Source organism: Streptococcus sp. 1621 (assembly GCF_013276615.1).
Lineage (GTDB): Bacteria > Bacillota > Bacilli > Lactobacillales > Streptococcaceae > Streptococcus.
Map to the genome: position 1 here is coordinate 26,404 of NZ_VMLJ01000009.1, position 19,578 is coordinate 45,981.

A 19,578-nucleotide genomic window follows, 5' to 3' on the forward strand; every position below is an offset into this window, starting at 1 on the left:
AGTGGCAGTACAGTTATTAGAAAATTGGCTCCTAAAGGAACAAGGTAAAATTCAAACCAAGTATCGTCACCTAAATCAAGTTTCTGTTATAGAGCCAGATGTTCTTTTTATTGGGGATTCCATTGTTGAATATTATCCTCTGCAGGAACTATTCGGGACTTCGAAGACAATTGTCAATCGAGGAATTCGTGGCTATCAGACAGGACTGTTATTAGAGAATCTAGATGCGCATCTGTACGGTGGGGCAGTAGATAAAATTGTCCTTTTGATTGGGACAAATGATGTCGGAAAAGATGTGCCTGTGAATGAGACTCTCAATAATCTCGAAGCTATCATACAGTCTATTGCTTGCGATTATCCATTAACTGAGATTAAATTGCTTTCTATTTTGCCAGTCAATGAGGGAGAGGAGTACAAGCAGACAGTCTATATCCGCACGAATGAAAAAATTCAGAATTGGAATCAAGCCTATCAAGAACTTGCCTCTGCCTATATGCAGGTGGACTTTGTGCCAGTTTTTGATAGTTTGACAGACCAAGCAGGCCAACTCAAAAAAGACTATACAACTGATGGGCTGCACCTCAGTGTTGCCGGTTATCAGGTTTTGACCAAAGCTTTGAAAGACTATCTTTACTAAATAGCTAAATAATGTTAAATTTGAGCATAATATCTTGTAAAAAATTCTAAAATCCTTTAAAATAAAAAGTGACGGAGGAATTTATGAATGTAAATCAGATTGTACGGATTATTCCTACTTTAAAAGTTAATAATAGAAAATTAAATGAAACATTTTATATTGAAACCCTTGGTATGAAGGTCTTGTTAGAGGAGTCAGCCTTTCTGTCACTAGGTGATCAAACAGGTCTTGAAAAGCTGGTTTTAGAAGAAGCTCCAAGTATGCGTACTCGTAAGGTAGAAGGAAGAAAAAAACTGGCTAGATTGATTATCAAGGTGGAAAATCCCTTAGAAATCGAGGTTTTATTAGCTAAAACAGATTCAATTCATCAATTATATAAAGGGCAAAATGGCTACGCTTTTGAAATTTTTTCACCAGAAAATGATTTGATTTTGATTCATGCGGAAGATGATAGAGCAAGTCTAGTAGAAGTAGGAGAAAAGCCTGAATTTCAAACAGATTTGGAATCAATCTCTTTAAGTAAATTTGAGATTTCTATGGAATTACATCTCCCAACTGATATCGAAAGTTTCTTGGAACTATCTGAAATTGGGACATCACTTGATTTTATCCCAGCTCAGGGGCAAGATTTGACTGTGGACAATACGGTTACTTGGGACTTATCTATGCTCAAGTTCTTGGTTAATGAATTAGACATAGCAAGTCTGCGCCAGAAGTTTGAGTCTACCGAATATTTTATTCCTAAGTCTGAAAAATTCTTCCTTGGTAAAGATAGAAATAATGTTGAATTGTGGTTTGAAGAAGTATGAAGTGGACCAAGATTATTAAAAAAATAGAAGAACAAATCGAGGCAGGGATTTATCCCGGAGCCTCTTTTGCATATTTTAAGGACAATCAATGGACGGAGTTCTATTTAGGACAGAGTGACCCAGAGCATGGCTTACAGACTAAGGCGGGACTCGTTTATGACCTAGCCAGTGTCAGCAAAGTTGTTGGAGTTGGCACCGTTTTTACCTTCTTGTGGGAAAACGGTCAATTAGATATTGACAGACCAGTAACCGATTTTTTCCCTGAGAGTGATTATCCAGACATCACTATTCGCCAGCTCTTGACTCATGCAACAGACCTTGATCCTTTTATTCCTAATCGTGATCTTTTAACAGCCCCTGAATTAAAGAAAGCGATGTTTCATCTCAACAGACGAAGTCAGCCAGCCTTTCTTTATTCGGATGTCCATTTTTTGCTTTTGGGCTTTATTTTGGAAAGAATCTTTAATCAAGACTTGGATGTGATTTTACAAGAACAAGTCTGGAACCTTTGGGGAATGACGGAAACCCAGTTTGGTCCTGTTGAGCTCGCTGTTCCAACAATTAGAGGTGTAGAGGCAGGTATGGTACATGATCCCAAGGCTCGTCTCCTGGGAAGACATGCTGGTAGTGCTGGTTTATTTTCGACTGTAAAGGATTTACAAATCTTTTTAGAACACTATTTAGCAGATGATTTTGCAAGAGATTTGAGTCAAAATTTTTCTCCTTTGGATGACAAGGAACGTTCTTTGGCATGGAATTTGGAAGGAGATTGGCTAGACCATACGGGCTATACAGGTACCTTTATCATGTGGAATCGCCAGAAGCAAGAAGCGGCTATTTTCCTATCAAATCGTACCTATGAAAAGGATGAGAGGGCTCAGTGGATTGTAGACCGTAATCAAGTGATGGACTTGATTCGCAAAGAAGAGTAAGGAGAGACATGTCAAACATTTTAAAAGGGACTCTATTAACAGTTGTGGCTGGGATTGCTTGGGGCTTGTCAGGAACGAGTGGCCAATACCTGATGGCACATGGAATTTCGGCTCTGATTTTGACCAACTTGCGTCTTTTAATCGCTGGTGGAATTCTCATGCTATTGGCTTACGCTACTGCAAAGGATAAAATGCTGGCCTTTTTAAAGGATAGGAAGAGTTTGCTGTCTCTTCTCATTTTTGCTCTAATTGGCCTCTTCCTCAATCAATTTGCCTATCTAACTGCTATTCAGGAGACCAATGCAGGAACCGCGACAGTGCTTCAGTATGTTTGTCCTGTTGGGATTTTGATTTATAGCTGTATCAAGGATAAGGTGGCACCGACACTGGGAGAGATTATTTCCATCATATTAGCCATTGGAGGGACCTTCCTAATCGCCACTCATGGGCAGTTGGACCAGTTATCTATGACACCTGCAGGCCTGTTCTGGGGTCTCTTTTCTGCCTTGACTTATGCGCTTTATATCATTTTGCCCATAGCCCTGATTAAGAAGTGGGGGAGCAGTTTGGTCATTGGTGTGGGAATGGTCATAGCTGGTTTGGTCGCCCTTCCTTTTACAGGGGTTCTACAGGCCAATATACCGACTAGTCTTGATTTTCTCCTTGCTTTTGCAGGTATTATCCTTATCGGGACTGTCTTTGCCTATACAGCCTTCTTAAAAGGAGCCAGTCTGATCGGACCGGTTAAGTCAAGCTTGTTGGCTTCAATTGAGCCAATATCGGCGGTTTTCTTTGCCTTCTTAATCATGAATGAACAATTTTATCCCATTGATTTTCTTGGTATGGCAATGATATTGTTTGCTGTAACTCTGATTTCGTTGAAAGATTTACTCTTAGAAAAATAAAAAAGACTCTTTGTCCGTGACAGAGAGTTTTTGCCTAGTATTTTATACTCAATGAANNCTTGAGTACGGCAAGGTGACGTTGACGCGGTTTGAAGAGATTTTCGAAGAGTATTAATTATTTTCAAGATAAAATTCAAAACGTTCGCCTACATATTGACTTTTTACGTATTCAAAAGCAGTTCCATCTTCTAGGTAGGAAACCTGAGTCAGACCAAGAATAGCGTGTCCTTTTTCAACTTCCAAATAGTGGGCGATTTTTTCCTTAGCGAGGCGAGCATAGATGGTCTGCTGTGATTTACCAATACGGTAGCCATGTTTTTGCAAGGTTTGGAAGAAATGACTGGTGATTTCTTCTTTTTTAAAGTCCTTAATGAATTTCTCAGGAATAGAAGCAACTTCATAAACCAGAGGAACTTGGTCGGCATAGCGAACCCGCTCCATTCGGATAATATTTTCGGTAGGAGAAATTCCTAGCTTGGCAACTTCCTGTTCATTGGGAATGGTTTTTCTGTAGGAAATGAGTTGGCTAGAGGGTACTTTACCTTGGGACTTAACAATTTCAGTAAAACTGGTTGTCCCTCGCATTTTTTCTTGTACACGTGTACTGGATACAAAGGTGCCGCTTCCTACACGACGCTCTAAAACGCCTTCTTCGACCAATAGAGATACGGCTTGGCGGAGGGTCATACGACTAACCGCAAACTGCTCTGCTAAATCTCGTTCACTAGGGAGTCTTTCTCCAATAGCCCAACGGTGCTCGTCAATATCCTTTTTAATCTGATCGTGGATTTTCATATAAGCAGGTAGCATATTTTCACTTCATTTCTATCTTTTCTCTATTGTACCTTAATAAACAAGAAAAAGTCAATCTTCGCCTTGTTTAGTTGGTAATTCGACCTTATTTGTGATAGAATATTGGAAAAGATATTTCTTTTGAGAAAGGAAAAAGATGAGCAACATTTCAACTGATTTGCAAGATGTAGAAAAAATCATCGTATTGGACTATGGTAGCCAATACAACCAGCTGATTTCACGCCGTATCCGTGAGATTGGTGTGTTTTCAGAACTAAAAAGCCATAAAATTTCAGCTGCTGAAGTTCGTGAAATCAATCCTGTAGGAATTATCCTTTCAGGCGGTCCAAACTCTGTATATGAAGATGGTTCATTTGATATTGACCCAGAAATCTTCGAACTTGGAATTCCTATTTTGGGAATCTGTTATGGTATGCAGTTATTGACCCATAAACTTGGAGGAAAAGTTGTTCCTGCAGGTGATGCTGGAAATCGTGAATATGGTCAATCAACCCTAACTCACACACCATCAGCGCTTTTTGAATCAACACCAGACGAGCAGACTGTTTTGATGAGCCATGGTGATGCGGTCACTGAGATTCCTGCTGACTTTGTTCGTACTGGAACATCAGCTGACTGCCCTTATGCAGCCATTGAAAACCCAGATAAACACATTTACGGTATCCAATTCCATCCAGAAGTCCGTCATTCTGTATACGGAAATGATATCCTTCGTAACTTTGCCCTTAACATCTGTAAGGCTAAAGGCGATTGGTCAATGGATAACTTCATTGATATGCAGATCCAAAAAATTCGTGAAACCGTCGGTGATAAACGTGTCCTTCTTGGTCTATCAGGTGGTGTTGACTCTTCAGTTGTTGGAGTTCTTCTCCAAAAAGCGATTGGCGATCAATTGATCTGTATCTTCGTGGATCACGGTCTTCTTCGTAAAGGTGAAGCAGATCAGGTTATGGATATGCTTGGTGGTAAGTTTGGTTTGAATATCGTCAAAGCAGACGCTGCAAAACGCTTTCTTGACAAACTTGCTGGCGTTTCTGACCCTGAACAAAAACGTAAAATCATCGGTAACGAGTTTGTCTATGTCTTTGATGACGAAGCAAGCAAGCTCAAAGATGTGAAATTCCTTGCACAAGGAACTCTTTACACCGACGTGATCGAGTCTGGTACGGATACAGCTCAAACTATCAAGTCGCACCACAACGTGGGTGGTCTTCCAGAAGACATGCAATTTGAATTGATTGAACCACTCAACACTCTTTATAAAGATGAAGTTCGTGCCCTTGGTACAGAGCTTGGTATGCCAGACCATATTGTATGGCGCCAACCATTCCCAGGACCAGGACTTGCTATCCGTGTCATGGGTGAAATCACTGAAGAGAAACTTGAAACTGTTCGTGAATCAGATGCTATCCTTCGTGAGGAAATTGCTAAAGCTGGTCTTGACCGCGATATCTGGCAATACTTCACAGTTAATACAGGTGTTCGTTCAGTTGGTGTTATGGGTGACGGTCGTACGTATGACTATACAATTGCAATCCGTGCCATCACCTCTATTGATGGTATGACTGCTGATTTTGCCAAAATTCCTTGGGATGTCCTTCAAAAAATCTCAGTACGTATCGTAAATGAAGTAGATCACGTTAACCGTATCGTCTACGATATTACAAGTAAACCACCTGCAACAGTTGAGTGGGAATAAGAAAAATTACAATAAAAAGGCTTTGAAATCAATGTTTCAGAGCCTTTAATTAAATAATCGCAAACAATTCGCAAACAAAGGAGAAATAAGATGTGTGATGATATTTTTATTAAAACAATTATTGAAAAATTACCTAAAATAGATGATAAAAACGCTTGGGACTTACTTGGTTTTGTAAATGAAAAGAAAGAAGTTTTCCCATTTGGAAATGATTCAAAAATAATAGGACGATTATTTGAAGTGATAGTATATCCATATTTGCTTGAAGTTGCAGAGGAGTTAGGATATAAGTTGTTTGAATCTGAAAAGCAGACAGTCTATCCAGATTTTTATTTCTTGAAACCTGATAAGAAAAGAATTGCACTTGATATTAAAACAACTTATCGACAATTTGATAAACAAGGTCAAATTAAAGAGTTCAATTTTACAGCTGGAAGTTTTACTAGTTACTTAAGAAATGGAACTAAAAATATTGATGGTAATTATAGTGAATATGATAAGCATTATATTCTAGGTTTTCTATATTCAAGGAATGAAAGTGCAAGTATTAGAAAGGTTAATTTAGAATCAGAAGACATTTCTTCAATAGTACCAGCTTATAAAGATGTAGAATATTTTGTTCAAGAAAAATATAAAGTAGCTGGTACAAGTAAAGGAAGTGGAAATACAGATAACATTGGAACCTTTAAATCTAAAATAATTAAGGATTTTCAAGATGGTAATGGTCCTTTTAGTAAATTAGGGAACGACCTTTTCCATATTTATTGGGAAAATTTTCCTAAATATAAAGATTCTCAAGAAGTAAAAGATAAACTCTTTAATAACTTAGAGACATTTACAGAGTGGGGAAAAGAAACTAAACAATTATCAACCGAACAATTAACACGACTTGAAAAATATTTATCAGTTGAAACAAATAAAGAATGTGAATAATAAAAAAAGGATACACTTTGTATCCTTTTTTATTTAGAATAATAGAATTTGTTGTTGTTCGTGATAAACTTCTTCTAAATTCAAATGTTTTTCACTTATTACTAGGGCTTCTATCATTTTATTTCGATTAGATTCCTTTGCTCCTAAGTGATAAAAATGTTCAGTAGTTAACAACTTTCCATCCGTCCATTTTTCCATGTGGGTATTTTTTCTATACTGATTTTCGTACCACATACTAAAGGCGTATCCTGCTTTTCCTTTTTGAGTAAGTTCTGCGAGTAATGTCGCGTATTCTTCACTCCAAGAATCATAATATCCATCATATCGATCAATGTACGGAGGGTCTAAATAAACAAAGTCATTTTCTCCCATCATCTCAAATGCTTTAGTGAAAGGAATACAGATAAATTCCCAATCTTTACCCTTCATTATTTTTTCAATCCATGAAACTTGATTTACAATTTTTGTAATCAATGCTTTTTGAAATCTCTCTGGTTTTCGTCCAAAAGGAACATTATAATTACCTTTATTATTAAAACGTATCATTCCATTAAAATTGGAACGTTGTAAAAATAAAAAATCTAAAGAGCTATGTTCTTTATTAAATCTATCTCTAACTTCATAGTAATAAGATGTCTTATCAGCCGGAGTACTAGATAATTTAGTTGCTTCATTTTCTAAAAAAGTTCTAACTGTTTGAGCAGTAATCTTCTTTGATTGAATATCTTTGTAAAATTGAATGATATAGGGATTGGTGTCACTAAAAATAGCCTTCTGTGGTTCTAAATTAAAACCTACTACACCAGATCCCATAAATGGTTCAAAGTATGTTCCTTTACCATCCCACTTTATTGATTCAGCAATAAATGGAACTAATTTAGTTTTTATTCCTTGGATTTTAATAGGTGGTACTTTAGGTGTGATAATTTTTTTAGGTAACAATTGTAATTCTCCTCCCCTACTATATGTATTCTATTATAGCATTTTTTATACTTTTTTCTTCAAAAACTGATTATAAACTTCTCCTCTTCCTAAAATGTAAAGTTAAACGCATAAAATATTTAACACTACAAAAAATAGTCAAATAAATGCATTCTGCATTCAAAATTGGTCTAATCATTGTTAGTTCTCCTTTATATAATTTCAGTGTTGTAATTATTTCACGCCACTGTTATAAAATAAGTGTCGTGTTTTGTCGACACATAAAATTGAAATAAAAAAAATAGGCTTGAAGCCTAAATTTTTCCGTGACGCACTAAAAGAGAACCCCTCACTATCATTCTGATAACAAAAGAAGTGGTTACATAATTTGTTTCTGTATATAGAGGTAAAATCTTTTTTAACTCAGCAATATCATCAATAGTAGTTTGATTTACTTGTAAATCAGTTCGAGTTTTTGGGGCACTTCGTTCTTCAACTTGAGACCCAAATTTTAATACTTTATCCCAGTTTTGTTCAGCAGTAATTTTTTTAGAATCTAAATAAGCTTGATTTACGACAAACCCATTAGTAAGATGAAGATTATCAAATTCTCCAGTTGCTTTTATTTCTTTTTTTAGAGTATCGATGCTATTTCGTGTTTCTATTGCTAATCTGACAGCTAATCTCACTATCTCACCACCTTTTTTTACTAATACTATTATACAAAAAATGTTGTGTTTTTGCTACACATTAATTTCAACTCTGTAAACAATTTACAAATAACAGAAATTAATTTTAATAAATTCTTATAAAAATAACTGAGTATAAATCCTTAATTTCACACTATATCGAACCTTATCAATTTAGAAAACAGTTGAGTGGGAATAGTCATCTAAGAACTAATTTATATAGTATAACGGGCCAGTATCTTTGGATACTGGTTTTTGCTCTTTCCTAAACTTTTTGAATACTTGTTAAAACTGGGGTAATTTTCGATTGTTTAACAGTTATTATGCAAAGTTTAAAAGATTAGAATTGTCAAAACAATCTGTCTAGGCTTGATTTTATGGCTTATTTACTATAAAATGAGAAGGAAAAACGTCAAACTTTTATATTGCAAATAGGAGAAAACATGACAAAAACATTAAAACGTCCTGAGGTTTTATCACCTGCAGGGACTTTAGAGAAGCTAAAAGTAGCTGTTCAGTATGGAGCAGATGCTGTCTTTATCGGCGGTCAGGCCTATGGTCTTCGTAGCCGAGCAGGTAACTTTACCTTTGAACAGATGGAAGAAGGCGTCCAGTTTGCTGCCAAGTACGGTGCCAAGGTCTATGTAGCGGCTAATATGGTTATGCACGAAGGGAATGAAGAGGGAGCTGGTGAGTGGTTCCGTAAACTGCGTGATATCGGAATTGCGGCAGTTATTGTGTCTGACCCAGCCTTGATTATGATTGCAGCAACAGAAGCACCAGGTCTTGAAATCCATCTCTCTACCCAAGCAAGTGCCACTAACTATGAAACCCTTGAGTTCTGGAAAGAGCTAGGCTTAACACGTGTCGTTTTGGCGCGTGAGGTTTCAATGGAAGAATTAGCTGAAATTCGCAAACGTACAGATGTTGAGATTGAAGCCTTTGTCCACGGAGCCATGTGTATTTCTTACTCTGGGCGTTGTACTCTTTCAAACCACATGAGTATGCGTGATGCCAACCGTGGTGGTTGTTCTCAGTCTTGCCGTTGGAAATACGACCTTTACGATATGCCATTTGGGAAAGAACGTAAGAGCCTTAAGGGAGAGATTCCAGAAGAATTTTCAATGTCAGCCGTTGATATGTCTATGATTGACCATATTCCAGATATGATTGAAAATGGAGTGGACAGTCTTAAGATTGAAGGGCGTATGAAGTCTATTCACTACGTATCAACAGTAACCAACTGCTACAAGGCGGCTGTGGATGCCTATCTTGAAAGTCCTGAAAAGTTTGAATCTATCAAACAAGACTTGATTGATGAGATGTGGAAGGTTGCCCAACGTGAATTGGCAACAGGTTTTTACTATGGTACACCATCTGAAAATGAGCAGTTGTTTGGTGCTCGCCGTAAAATTCCTGAGTACAAGTTTGTTGCTGAAGTGGTTTCTTATGATGACGCAACACAAACAGCAACTATTTGTCAACGAAACGTCATTAACGAAGGCGATCAAGTTGAGTTTTATGGACCAGGTTTCCGTCATTTTGAAACTTATATTGAAGATTTGCACGATGCTAAAGGCAATAAAATCGACCGTGCTCCAAATCCAATGGAGCTATTGACTATTAAGGTGCCTCAACCTGTTCAAGCAGGAGACATGGTTCGTGCATTAAAAGAAGGACTCATCAATCTTTACAAAGAAGATGGAACTAGTGTCACAGTTCGAGCTTAATGTAGTTGTTTAGTTTTAAAAAATTATGCAAAGCTCCATATACAACACTTAAACGAGATTAAAGAATGGCGAAATCCCTTGATGTGCAAGGGATTAGCTGTCCTTTTTTATTTTTTAAGTGATAAAGTCGGAGCTTAGGTATCCAAAGCCTATCAAATTAAACAAAGAAGCGATGCCGTCGATATTTTGAAATTATATATTTAAACTAAAAACTCTCTATCTTTTTGTGGTAGAGAGTTTTTTTGTTAATAAAATTTTACAAAATGACATTTATATATTGCATTAAGTTAGATATATGATATAATGTTGTTAAAAAGAGGCGCAACTTTTTAAACTCAATAAGAATCAAAGAGCAAACAATGAATATTAATGGAGGAATAAAAAATGGAAGTTATAAATGTAAGTAAGCATTATGGCCATTCAATCATTCTCAAAGGTATAAATTTTGCACTTAATAAGGGTGAAATTGTTGGTCTAGTAGGGAGAAACGGAGTTGGTAAGAGTACATTGATGAAAATTCTTGTTCAGAATAATCAACCGACTGCAGGGAATATTATAAGTAGTGATAATGTTGGGTATTTAATCGAAGAACCAAAGTTATTTTTATCTAAAACAGGTTTAGAGAATTTAAAATATTTGTCAAATTTATATGGTGTTGACTACAATCAAGAAAGATTTGGGAGTTTGATTCAAGAGTTAGATTTGACTCAGTCTATTAATAAAAAAGTAAAGACCTATTCTTTGGGTACAAAACAAAAATTAGCTTTGCTTCTAACTCTCGTTACGGAACCTGATATATTGATTTTAGATGAACCGACTAATGGTTTAGATATTGAATCATCACAAATAGTTTTAGCGGTTCTAAAAAACTTAGCTTTAAGTGAAAATGTGGGAATTTTAATATCGAGTCATAAATTAGAAGATATTGAAGAAATTTGTGAGAGAGTTCTTTTCTTGGAGAACGGGCTTTTGACATTTCAAAAAGTAGGAAAAGATAGTCATAATTACTTGTTTGAGATAGCTTTCTCATCAGCTACAGATAGAGACATTTTCCTTACCAAACAAGAATTTGGGGATATTGTTCAGGAAGAGGGACTGAAAATTACTATGTCTGGGAATATTCAAAGTAGTGAGCTTTTTAAATTTTTTAACGAAAACTCTATTAAAGTAGTTGATTTTGAAACTAAAAAAGAGACGCTTAAAGATATTTATCTAAATCGTTCAAAATAAAGGAAGGTTATAATCATGAAATTAAATAAATTGAATTTTCTTAAGGAAAATATAAGAGATTTATATTCATCAGGCGTAATATATCTAGGATTGGTTATCTCGTTTATACCGCCTATACTGGTTACATTCTTTATTCTAAAGACTCAAGGGACATCACTTGGTATTAAGCATATTTCAAATTTTTATGCTATGCTCGGTATGTTAATGGCTGTTATACATGCTAACCGAATTATTAGCAGGGATTTTTCCCACAATACGATCAGTTTATTTTATAATCAACAGAAAAATCGGATGATTTACGTCTTGTCCAATTTTCTATATGCCATCTCAGTTTCCATTATCTATGCTTTGAATGGTATTGTGTTACTAGTCATCGTAAGTAAATTGGGTGTTCCAGGTGATTTAGGATTAGATTTTATTGTAGCCATTGTAGTCAATACAATTTTGTTAGTCCTATTTTATTTTCTATTATCTTACATTTTCTATTTATATAAATTGAAAAGTGGCTTGGTATTTGGTATTTTAGTAGCTTTACTACTCTTTGTCCCTAATATATTAAATACGATTATGATGAATACTAGTAATGATTTGTTTATCAAAGCGATTGAACTTCTTCCTTTTTATTCATTACCTGTATTTGTTGCTTCAAATACGATGTCTATTAGTCAGTATCTTGTGGTAATCACTACAATCATTTTATTGTATTTTTTCACTCTCAAGAAAAGCAAGGAGTATTCATTTTAGTTTCATTTAGTATTATTTTGTAGACTTAAAATCTAGTAAAAAATCAGTCATCTTGCTATGCTCCTGCTCTTGCTGTTTACCACGTTTTTGACTTATACTAGACTCATTTCCAAAAGCATTATATAATAGTGATATGAAATCAACTAAATAAGAAATACAAGCAATCAAAACTCGCTTAAAAGACCCTACTAAAGCTAATACTAAACAAAAAATCAAATAGCAAACTAGGAAGTTTATTTCAAACAATCCAACATACTGATTTTAGGCTGAAGATAATATTGGAGTGCTAATTAATGAGGTTATAATAAATAGCTGACAGCTTGTGTTGGTTTTGGATTTTTTAAGAGTAGATGAGTATTAAAACTATAAGGAGGACGCAGGTGGCTAAAAATTTAAAATTAAAATTAGCTCGGATAGAGCTTGATTTAACACAAGGTCAACTGGCAGAGGCTGTGGGGGTGACGCGCCAGACTATAGGCTTGATAGAAGCAGGGAAATACAATCCTAGTCTCTCCCTTTGCCAGTCTATTTGCAGATGCTTAGGAAAAACTTTAGACCAACTATTTTGGGAGGAAGAAGATGGTAAATAAATTTATTCATTATCAATTACTTGACGAAAGAGAAGAACAACTAATCAATAAAGCTGGGGCAGAGTCTTTTTCACTCTTTATTGGGCTTGTACTTCTAAGCTATTTGGTGGCAGTGTTGGCTCCCTCTCTTTTTAATCCGAATTTTCTAGTCTATACCCTGATAGTAGGAATTTTCTTCTTTTTCAATCGTGCCCGTTATCTGGGAGTGACCTACTATAGTCGTTTTCATTTTACGATTTTGGGTTGTTTTTGTCTAACCTTGGCTATTACGGCTCTTTTGATGTTGCAGAATTATCAATTCAACATAGAAATTTATCAGTACAATCCTTTGAACGTTAAATACCTATCTGCTTGGGCGATTACTTATGTCATTTACCTTCCATGGGTCTTTATTGGCAATCTTGGTCTGAAGAGCTATGGTGAATGGGCTCAGAAAAAGTTTGAACAAGATATGGATGAACTAGAGAGTGGTGAATAGCTTGTTACTCTTTTCTCAATCCAGCTAAAATGTGATATAATAGTACTAATTTATTGGAATACATGAAAGTTCTTGAAAATTTTCATGGGTTTCTAGCTAAGGAAGTAGGAAAAGTATGTATCCAGATGATAGTTTGACATTGCACACGGACTTGTACCAGATTAACATGATGCAGGTTTACTTTGACCAGGGGATTCACAATAAAAAGGCGGTTTTTGAGGTGTATTTCCGCCAGCAGCCTTTTAAGAACGGCTATGCGGTTTTTGCTGGTTTGGAAAGAATTGTGAACTATCTTGAAGATTTGCGTTTTTCAGATAGTGATATTGCCTATTTGGAGTCGCTGGGCTATCATGGGGCATTCTTGGACTACCTCCGCAATTTCAAGTTGGAGTTGACCGTTCGTTCTGCCCAAGAAGGAGACCTGGTTTTTGCTAATGAACCGATTGTGCAGGTGGAAGGCCCTCTAGCCCAATGTCAGTTGGTCGAAACAGCCCTTTTGAACATCGTCAACTACCAGACCTTGGTGGCGACTAAGGCAGCTCGTATTCGCTCGGTTATTGAAGATGAACCCTTGATGGAGTTTGGGACACGTCGGGCTCAAGAAATGGATGCGGCTATCTGGGGAACACGCGCAGCGGTGATTGGTGGTGCTAATGGAACCAGCAATGTGCGTGCTGGTAAACTCTTTGATATTCCTGTCTTGGGGACTCACGCCCATTCCTTGGTGCAGGTTTATGGTAATGATTATGAGGCTTTCAAGGCTTATGCTGCGACCCATAAAAATTGCGTCTTTCTTGTGGATACCTATGACACACTTCGAATTGGGGTACCCGCTGCCATTCAGGTGGCGCGTGAGCTGGGTGACCAGATTAATTTCCTTGGTGTCCGCATTGACTCTGGAGACATTGCCTATATTTCTAAAAAAGTTCGTCAACAACTGGACGAGGCAGGATTTACTGATGCTAAGATTTATGCATCAAATGACCTTGATGAAAATACCATCCTTAACCTCAAAATGCAACATGCTAAGATTGATGTTTGGGGAGTAGGTACTAAGCTGATTACAGCATATGACCAACCAGCTCTTGGGGCGGTTTATAAGATTGTTGCGATTGAAGATGAAAATGGTAACATGCGTAATACCATCAAGCTGTCAAATAATGCGGAAAAAGTGTCGACGCCAGGTAAGAAGCAGGTGTGGCGCATTACCAGTCGTGAAAAAGGTAAGTCAGAGGGCGACTACATCACTTATGATGGCGTAGATGTTGCCAGCATGACAGAAATCAAGATGTTCCATCCGACCTATACTTATATCAAGAAGACCGTTCGTAATTTTGACGCTGTTCCTCTCTTAGTGGATATCTTCAAAGACGGAAAATTGATTTATAACCTGCCTAGCTTGACTGAGATTCAGGACTATGCTCGTAAGGAATTTGACAAGCTTTGGGATGAATACAAGCGCGTGCTCAATCCGCAACATTATCCAGTAGATTTGGCGCGTGATGTATGGCAAGACAAGATGGACTTGATTGATAAGATGCGCAAGGAAGCCCTTGGTGAAGGAGAAGAAGAATGAGTTTGCTAGAAGCGATTATCCAAGAACTGGGCGTGAAACCAGTGATTGATGCCCAGGAAGAAATCCGTCGTTCCATTGATTTCTTAAAGAGATACCTGAAAAAACATCCTTTCCTAAAAACCTTTGTACTAGGAATTTCTGGAGGGCAGGACTCAACCTTGGCAGGGCGCTTGGCCCAATTAGCTATGGAAGAACTGCGAGCAGAAACGGGAGACGACAGCTATAAATTTATCGCTGTCCGCCTGCCTTATGGAGTGCAAGCTGATGAAGCAGATGCTCAAAAAGCCTTAGCATTCATCCAACCAGATGTCAGTTTAGTCGTCAATATCAAGGAATCAGCTGACGCCATGACGGCAGCAGTTGAAGCGACAGGTAGTCCTGTTTCAGATTTTAACAAGGGCAATATCAAGGCACGTTGCCGTATGATTGCTCAGTATGCCCTTGCTGGTTCCCATAGCGGAGCGGTCATTGGAACAGACCACGCCGCGGAAAATATCACAGGTTTCTTTACCAAGTTTGGTGACGGTGGTGCGGATATTCTCCCTCTTTACCGCCTCAATAAACGTCAAGGAAAACAACTCTTGAAGGAACTTGGTGCAGACCCAGCACTTTATGAAAAAATCCCAACAGCAGACCTAGAAGAAGACAAACCAGGCTTAGCTGACGAAGTAGCCCTCGGAGTCACCTATGAAGAGATTGACGACTACCTAGAAGGCAAAACAATTAACCCAGAAGCCCAAGCAAGAATCGAAAACTGGTGGCACAAAGGCCAACACAAACGCCACCTACCAATCACCGTCTTTGATGACTTTTGGGAGTAAAAAGGTCCGGGGGACTTTTTAGCTTCTTGCCCTGAAATTAAAAAGCAAGAAAAACCTCCAGTGGAGGTTTTCAGCCTCTCACCTTGAAATAAGAAAGTGAGAGAAGGTTCGGTAACTCGAAGAGTTCGATTTCGTAGTCTCACCCCCGCAACGATGACTAGGTTTGAAAAAGCTTGGGAAAGCGCATTTCAAACCAGACAGCGACTGCGTCAAGAAATTATATGAAAAACTCATTTTCTAGCTGTCACTGAGTTTAATCTTTTTACCCCGAGCATGGAAACAGGTAAGCGAGGAAGGTCCAGTGGACCTTTTTAGCTTATTACCTTGAAATTCAAAAGCAAAACAAGTTTCGATGGAGATTGGACAGAGAAACATCTATCAGAAAGTGAGGTAGCATCATGAAATCTATCGGTACGCAAACATTACAGACAGACCGTTTGATTTTAAGAAGATTTGTGGAAAGTGATGCAGAAGCTATGTTTCAAAATTGGGCTTCGTCTGCTGAGAATCTAACCTACGTCACTTGGGATCCCCATCCTGATGTCGAGGTCACTCGAAACTCCATTCGAAATTGGGTTGCCTCCTATACTAATCTCAACTATTACAAATGGGCCATTTGTCTCAAAGAGAACCCAGAGCAAGTGATAGGAGATATCAGCATCGTTGCAATAGATGAGAACAATTCTTCTTGTGAAATTGGCTATGTGTTAGGCAAGAAGTACTGGGGTCATGGTATGATGACGGAGGCCTTGAAAGCTGTCTTGGACTTCTGTTTTACTCAAGCAGGTTTTCAAAAAGTTAGAGCTCGATATGCCAGTCTCAATCCAGCTTCAGGTCGTGTCATGGAGAAGGCTGGAATGTCCTATCTAAAGACTATTAGCAATGGTGTAGAGAGAAAAGGCTATCTTGCGGACCTTATTTATTATCAGATAAGTAGGGAAGAATGTTGAATTCTCTTTTTTGTTTTCATTGAAGTCAACTATTTATTGTAAATATAATAATGGGTATTCCAAGTTTATTTACAACTTTAAAATAGCATATTGATTAGTACAAGACAGATGTTCTAGTTCCTTCTTTAATCTTATTTAGTATTAGTTAAAAAATCGCTTTAAGCTTGTAACTAAGAGGGAGCTAATCGACTAGATTCTCCAGCCGAACAGGTAGTAATATATGTTTTATAGTGTAATCCTAGCTGTTGTTAAATTTAAAATAGAATCCTCTATCGAGTTAGGGAATTAAATTCCACAAATTTTATTTATGTTTTTCATCAAAATATCTAATATTAAAACATTCTAATTCTGATGAACAAACTATTCGATTGCTACTGCATCGTTGTATAAAGAATGATGAAAGATGAGTGAAAATTATCAAGTTGGAATGTTTGTATTTAAATATATTAGCATGTATTTAGATAAGATGTCTGCAATCCTCTATATATGAGATTGATTACGATATAGTTAAAGTGTTATTTCAATAATCAATATATCATTATAAGTTTATTTAATATATGAAACATATTATTCAACATTTGCCAGAAAAGATGCTATACTAGAAGTAGTAACTTTTAGAAGGAGGATGTAATGGCAAAATCTAATACCAATAAGCGCTATGCATTACGTAAACTCGGAAAGATTTTTGGTTCTGTGATAATCGGGCTAACTTTATTTTTAGGAGGAGTCCTGAATACAAGTTTTGTTCATGCTGATGGAACAGGAGTGACATTTATTAAAGACGATACCCGCCGTAAAGGGGAGGAACCGGAGACTGATGTTGATGAAGTAGGAAATATTATTGTTAAAGTTCCAGCTAAGGATAGCGTTGAAACGAAAGTAATTCCAATCGAAACAGAATATGAAGCGGATCCAACTCTTGCTAAAGGGGAAAAGAAAGATGATCCAACTCGTCCAGGTAAGGCAGGAACTGAAACCATTACGACTACTTATAAAATCGAAGGTGGTAAGGCAGTAGAAGATAAGAAGACTAGTGAAGTAACAACTGAGATGGTTAAGAAAGTAGTTAAAGTCGGGACAAAACCGACTGAAACAACTGAGCCTACAATTTCCACGGAAGTGAGGTATGAAAAGGATCCAGAACATACAAGAGGAAGCCAACCTACGACTATTCCAAGCGAAGATGGACTGAAAACAGTTACGACTAGTTATAAAGTTGATTCTAAGACAGGCGATATTGCGGTAGCAACTGTTTCGGAGACGGTTACTAAAGCAGCTACACCTATTATTGTTAAAGTTCCAGCTAAAGATAGCGTTGAAACAAAGGCTATTCCAATCGAAACAGAGTATGAAGCGGATCCAACTCTTGTTAAAGGGGAAAAGAAAGATGATCCAACTCGTCCAGGTAAGGTAGGAACTGAAACCATTACGACTACTTATAAAATCGAAGGTGGTAAGGCAGTTGAAGATAAGAAGACCAGTGAAGTAACAACTGCGATGGTTAAGAAAGTGGTTAAAGTCGGGACAAAACCGACTGAAACAACTGAGCCTACAATTTCCACGGAAGTGAGATATGAAAAGGATCCAGAACATACAAGAGGAAGCCAACCTACGACTATTCCAAGCGAAGATGGACTGAAAACAGTTACGACTAGTTATAAAGTTGATTCTAAGACAGGCGATATTACGGTAGCAACTGTTTCAGAGATGGTTACTAAAGCAGCTACACCTATTATTGTTAAAGTTCCGGCTAAGGATAGCGTTGAAACAAAGGCTATTCCAATCGAAACAGAGTATGAAGCAGATCCAACTCTTGTTAAAGGGGAAAAGAAAGATGATCCAACTCGTCCAGGTAAGGCAGGAACTGAAACCATTACGACTACTTATAAAATCGAAGGTGGTAAGGCAGTAGAAGATAAGAAGACTAGTGAAGTAACAACTGAGATGGTTAAGAAAGTAGTTAAAGTTGGGACAAAACCGACTGAAACAACTGAGTCTACAACTTCCACGGAAGTGAGGTATGAAAAGGATTCAGAACATATAAGAGGAAGTCAACCTACGACTATTCCAAGCGAAGATGGACTGAAAACAGTTACGACTAGTTATAAAGTTGATTCTAAGACAGGCGATATTACGGTAGCAACTGTTTCGGAGACGGTTACTAAAGCAGCTACACCTATTATTGTTAAAGTTCCAGCTAAGGATAGCGTTGAAACAAAAGTAATCCCAATCGAAACAGAATATCTCGATGACCCAACTCTTGATAAAGGTCAAGAAATAGAAGAAGCAGGAGAAATTGGTGAAATTACGCTTACTACAATCTATACTGTAGATGAACGTGATGGAACAATTGAAGAAACTACTTCTCGTCAAATTACTAAAGAGATGGTAAAAAGACGTATAAGGAGAGGGACGAGAGAACCTGAAAAAGTTGTTGTTCCTAAGAAATCATCTATTCCTTCGTATCCTGTATCTGTTACATCTAATCAAGGAACGGATGCAGCAGTAGAACCAGCTAAACCAGTTGCGCCAACAGGCTGGAAACAAGAAAATGGTATGTGGTATTTTTATAATACTGATGGTTCCATGGCAACAGGTTGGGTACAAGTGAATGGTTCATGGTACTACCTCAACTCTAACGGTTCCATGGCAACAGGTTGGGTACAAGTGAATGGTTTATGGTACTACCTCAACTCTAACGGTTCCATGGCAACAGGTTGGGAGCAAGTTGATGGTTCATGGTACTATCTAAACGATAATGGTTCTATGGAGACAGGTTGGCTACAAAATAATGGTTCATGGTACTACCTCAACAGCAACGGTTCTATGAAAGCCAATCAATGGTTCCAAGTTGGTAGTAAATGGTATTATGTAAACGCATCGGGTGAGCTAGCGGTCAATACAAGTATAGATGGCTATAGAGTCAATGATAATGGTGAATGGGTGCGTTAATAGATTCCTCCCTGCGACACAATTGATAATAGTATATCTGAATATATAATTATGTATAAAAAGCTATAGATAAGCTCATCTTATAGCGACTATAAAAAAGTGAACAAGCCTAGTCTTCTGTACATTAGAATTCAGGTTTGTTCACTTTTTGTTTAATACTCAATGAAAA

General features: G+C 37.3%; 17 protein-coding genes and 1 pseudogene. 15 read left to right on the forward strand and 3 right to left on the reverse strand.

Annotated elements, in window-relative coordinates:
* Window position 1: 1 nt before the first annotated feature.
* From HT697_RS01885 to HT697_RS01900, 4 genes are all read left to right on the forward strand, one after another.
* The gene (locus tag HT697_RS01885) at window positions 2–637 is read left to right on the forward strand and encodes an SGNH/GDSL hydrolase family protein (RefSeq protein WP_173235038.1); all 636 of its coding nucleotides are present in this window, start codon (window positions 2–4) and stop codon (window positions 635–637) included.
* 83 nt (window positions 638–720) lie between these two features.
* On the forward strand, window positions 721–1,446 hold the full coding sequence (locus tag HT697_RS01890) for a CppA family protein (RefSeq protein WP_173261930.1): 726 nt from the start codon (window positions 721–723) through the stop codon (window positions 1,444–1,446).
* Window positions 1,443–2,378 carry a serine hydrolase domain-containing protein gene (locus tag HT697_RS01895; protein WP_173261933.1) on the forward strand — a complete coding sequence of 312 codons (936 nt, stop codon included), beginning with the start codon at window positions 1,443–1,445 and terminating at the stop codon, window positions 2,376–2,378. The genes HT697_RS01890 and HT697_RS01895 overlap by 4 nt, the downstream gene beginning before the upstream one ends.
* Window positions 2,379–2,386: 8 nt before the next feature.
* Window positions 2,387–3,283, forward strand: coding sequence for a DMT family transporter (locus HT697_RS01900; RefSeq protein WP_173261936.1), 897 nt, complete (start codon window positions 2,387–2,389; stop codon window positions 3,281–3,283).
* A gap of 111 nt (window positions 3,284–3,394) precedes the next feature.
* Here the strand turns inward: HT697_RS01900 and HT697_RS01905 are convergent, their stop codons facing one another.
* Window positions 3,395–4,093 carry a GntR family transcriptional regulator gene (locus HT697_RS01905; RefSeq protein WP_000936191.1) on the reverse strand — a complete coding sequence of 233 codons (699 nt, stop codon included), beginning with the start codon at window positions 4,091–4,093 and terminating at the stop codon, window positions 3,395–3,397.
* A 139-nt stretch (window positions 4,094–4,232) separates the two neighbouring features.
* Between HT697_RS01905 and guaA the strand changes: the two genes are divergently transcribed.
* Entirely contained in the window at window positions 4,233–5,795 is a 1,563-nt protein-coding gene (gene guaA / locus HT697_RS01910; RefSeq protein ID WP_000065711.1) for a glutamine-hydrolyzing GMP synthase, read from the forward strand.
* A 90-nt stretch (window positions 5,796–5,885) separates the two neighbouring features.
* Complete coding sequence (locus HT697_RS01915) at window positions 5,886–6,728, forward strand: type II restriction endonuclease (RefSeq protein WP_173218675.1); 843 nt, start codon at window positions 5,886–5,888, stop codon at window positions 6,726–6,728.
* A 33-nt stretch (window positions 6,729–6,761) separates the two neighbouring features.
* On the opposite strand, the gene HT697_RS01920 is transcribed toward HT697_RS01915, so the two are convergent.
* Together HT697_RS01920 and HT697_RS01925 are read right to left on the reverse strand one after the other, a co-directional pair.
* The gene (locus HT697_RS01920; protein WP_173218676.1) at window positions 6,762–7,670 is read right to left on the reverse strand and encodes a Dam family site-specific DNA-(adenine-N6)-methyltransferase; all 909 of its coding nucleotides are present in this window, start codon (window positions 7,668–7,670) and stop codon (window positions 6,762–6,764) included.
* A gap of 293 nt (window positions 7,671–7,963) precedes the next feature.
* Window positions 7,964–8,338 carry a hypothetical protein gene (locus HT697_RS01925; RefSeq protein ID WP_173218677.1) on the reverse strand — a complete coding sequence of 125 codons (375 nt, stop codon included), beginning with the start codon at window positions 8,336–8,338 and terminating at the stop codon, window positions 7,964–7,966.
* A gap of 443 nt (window positions 8,339–8,781) precedes the next feature.
* Between HT697_RS01925 and HT697_RS01930 the strand changes: the two genes are divergently transcribed.
* From HT697_RS01930 to HT697_RS01970, 9 genes and pseudogenes are all read left to right on the forward strand, one after another.
* The gene (locus HT697_RS01930) at window positions 8,782–10,068 is read left to right on the forward strand and encodes a U32 family peptidase (RefSeq protein WP_173261939.1); all 1,287 of its coding nucleotides are present in this window, start codon (window positions 8,782–8,784) and stop codon (window positions 10,066–10,068) included.
* Window positions 10,069–10,427: 359 nt separating this feature from the next.
* Window positions 10,428–11,298, forward strand: a pseudogene (locus tag HT697_RS01935) (ABC transporter ATP-binding protein).
* A 15-nt stretch (window positions 11,299–11,313) separates the two neighbouring features.
* Window positions 11,314–12,042 carry a hypothetical protein gene (locus tag HT697_RS01940; RefSeq protein ID WP_173218682.1) on the forward strand — a complete coding sequence of 243 codons (729 nt, stop codon included), beginning with the start codon at window positions 11,314–11,316 and terminating at the stop codon, window positions 12,040–12,042.
* 380 nt (window positions 12,043–12,422) lie between these two features.
* Window positions 12,423–12,632: a helix-turn-helix transcriptional regulator gene (locus HT697_RS01945; RefSeq protein ID WP_049525060.1), complete on the forward strand. Its 210-nt coding sequence runs from the start codon at window positions 12,423–12,425 to the stop codon at window positions 12,630–12,632.
* Entirely contained in the window at window positions 12,622–13,110 is a 489-nt protein-coding gene (locus HT697_RS01950) for a DUF6773 family protein (RefSeq protein WP_173218684.1), read from the forward strand. Before HT697_RS01945 ends, HT697_RS01950 begins: the two co-directional genes overlap by 11 nt.
* A gap of 115 nt (window positions 13,111–13,225) precedes the next feature.
* Entirely contained in the window at window positions 13,226–14,686 is a 1,461-nt protein-coding gene (locus tag HT697_RS01955; protein ID WP_173218686.1) for a nicotinate phosphoribosyltransferase, read from the forward strand.
* The gene (gene nadE, locus HT697_RS01960) at window positions 14,683–15,507 is read left to right on the forward strand and encodes an ammonia-dependent NAD(+) synthetase (protein ID WP_173218693.1); all 825 of its coding nucleotides are present in this window, start codon (window positions 14,683–14,685) and stop codon (window positions 15,505–15,507) included. Before HT697_RS01955 ends, nadE begins: the two co-directional genes overlap by 4 nt.
* Window positions 15,508–15,905: 398 nt before the next feature.
* Window positions 15,906–16,457, forward strand: coding sequence for a GNAT family N-acetyltransferase (locus tag HT697_RS01965; protein ID WP_173218695.1), 552 nt, complete (start codon window positions 15,906–15,908; stop codon window positions 16,455–16,457).
* A gap of 630 nt (window positions 16,458–17,087) precedes the next feature.
* Entirely contained in the window at window positions 17,088–19,409 is a 2,322-nt protein-coding gene (locus HT697_RS01970) for a G5 domain-containing protein (RefSeq protein ID WP_173261942.1), read from the forward strand.
* The last annotated feature ends 169 nt before the right edge of the window (window positions 19,410–19,578 follow it).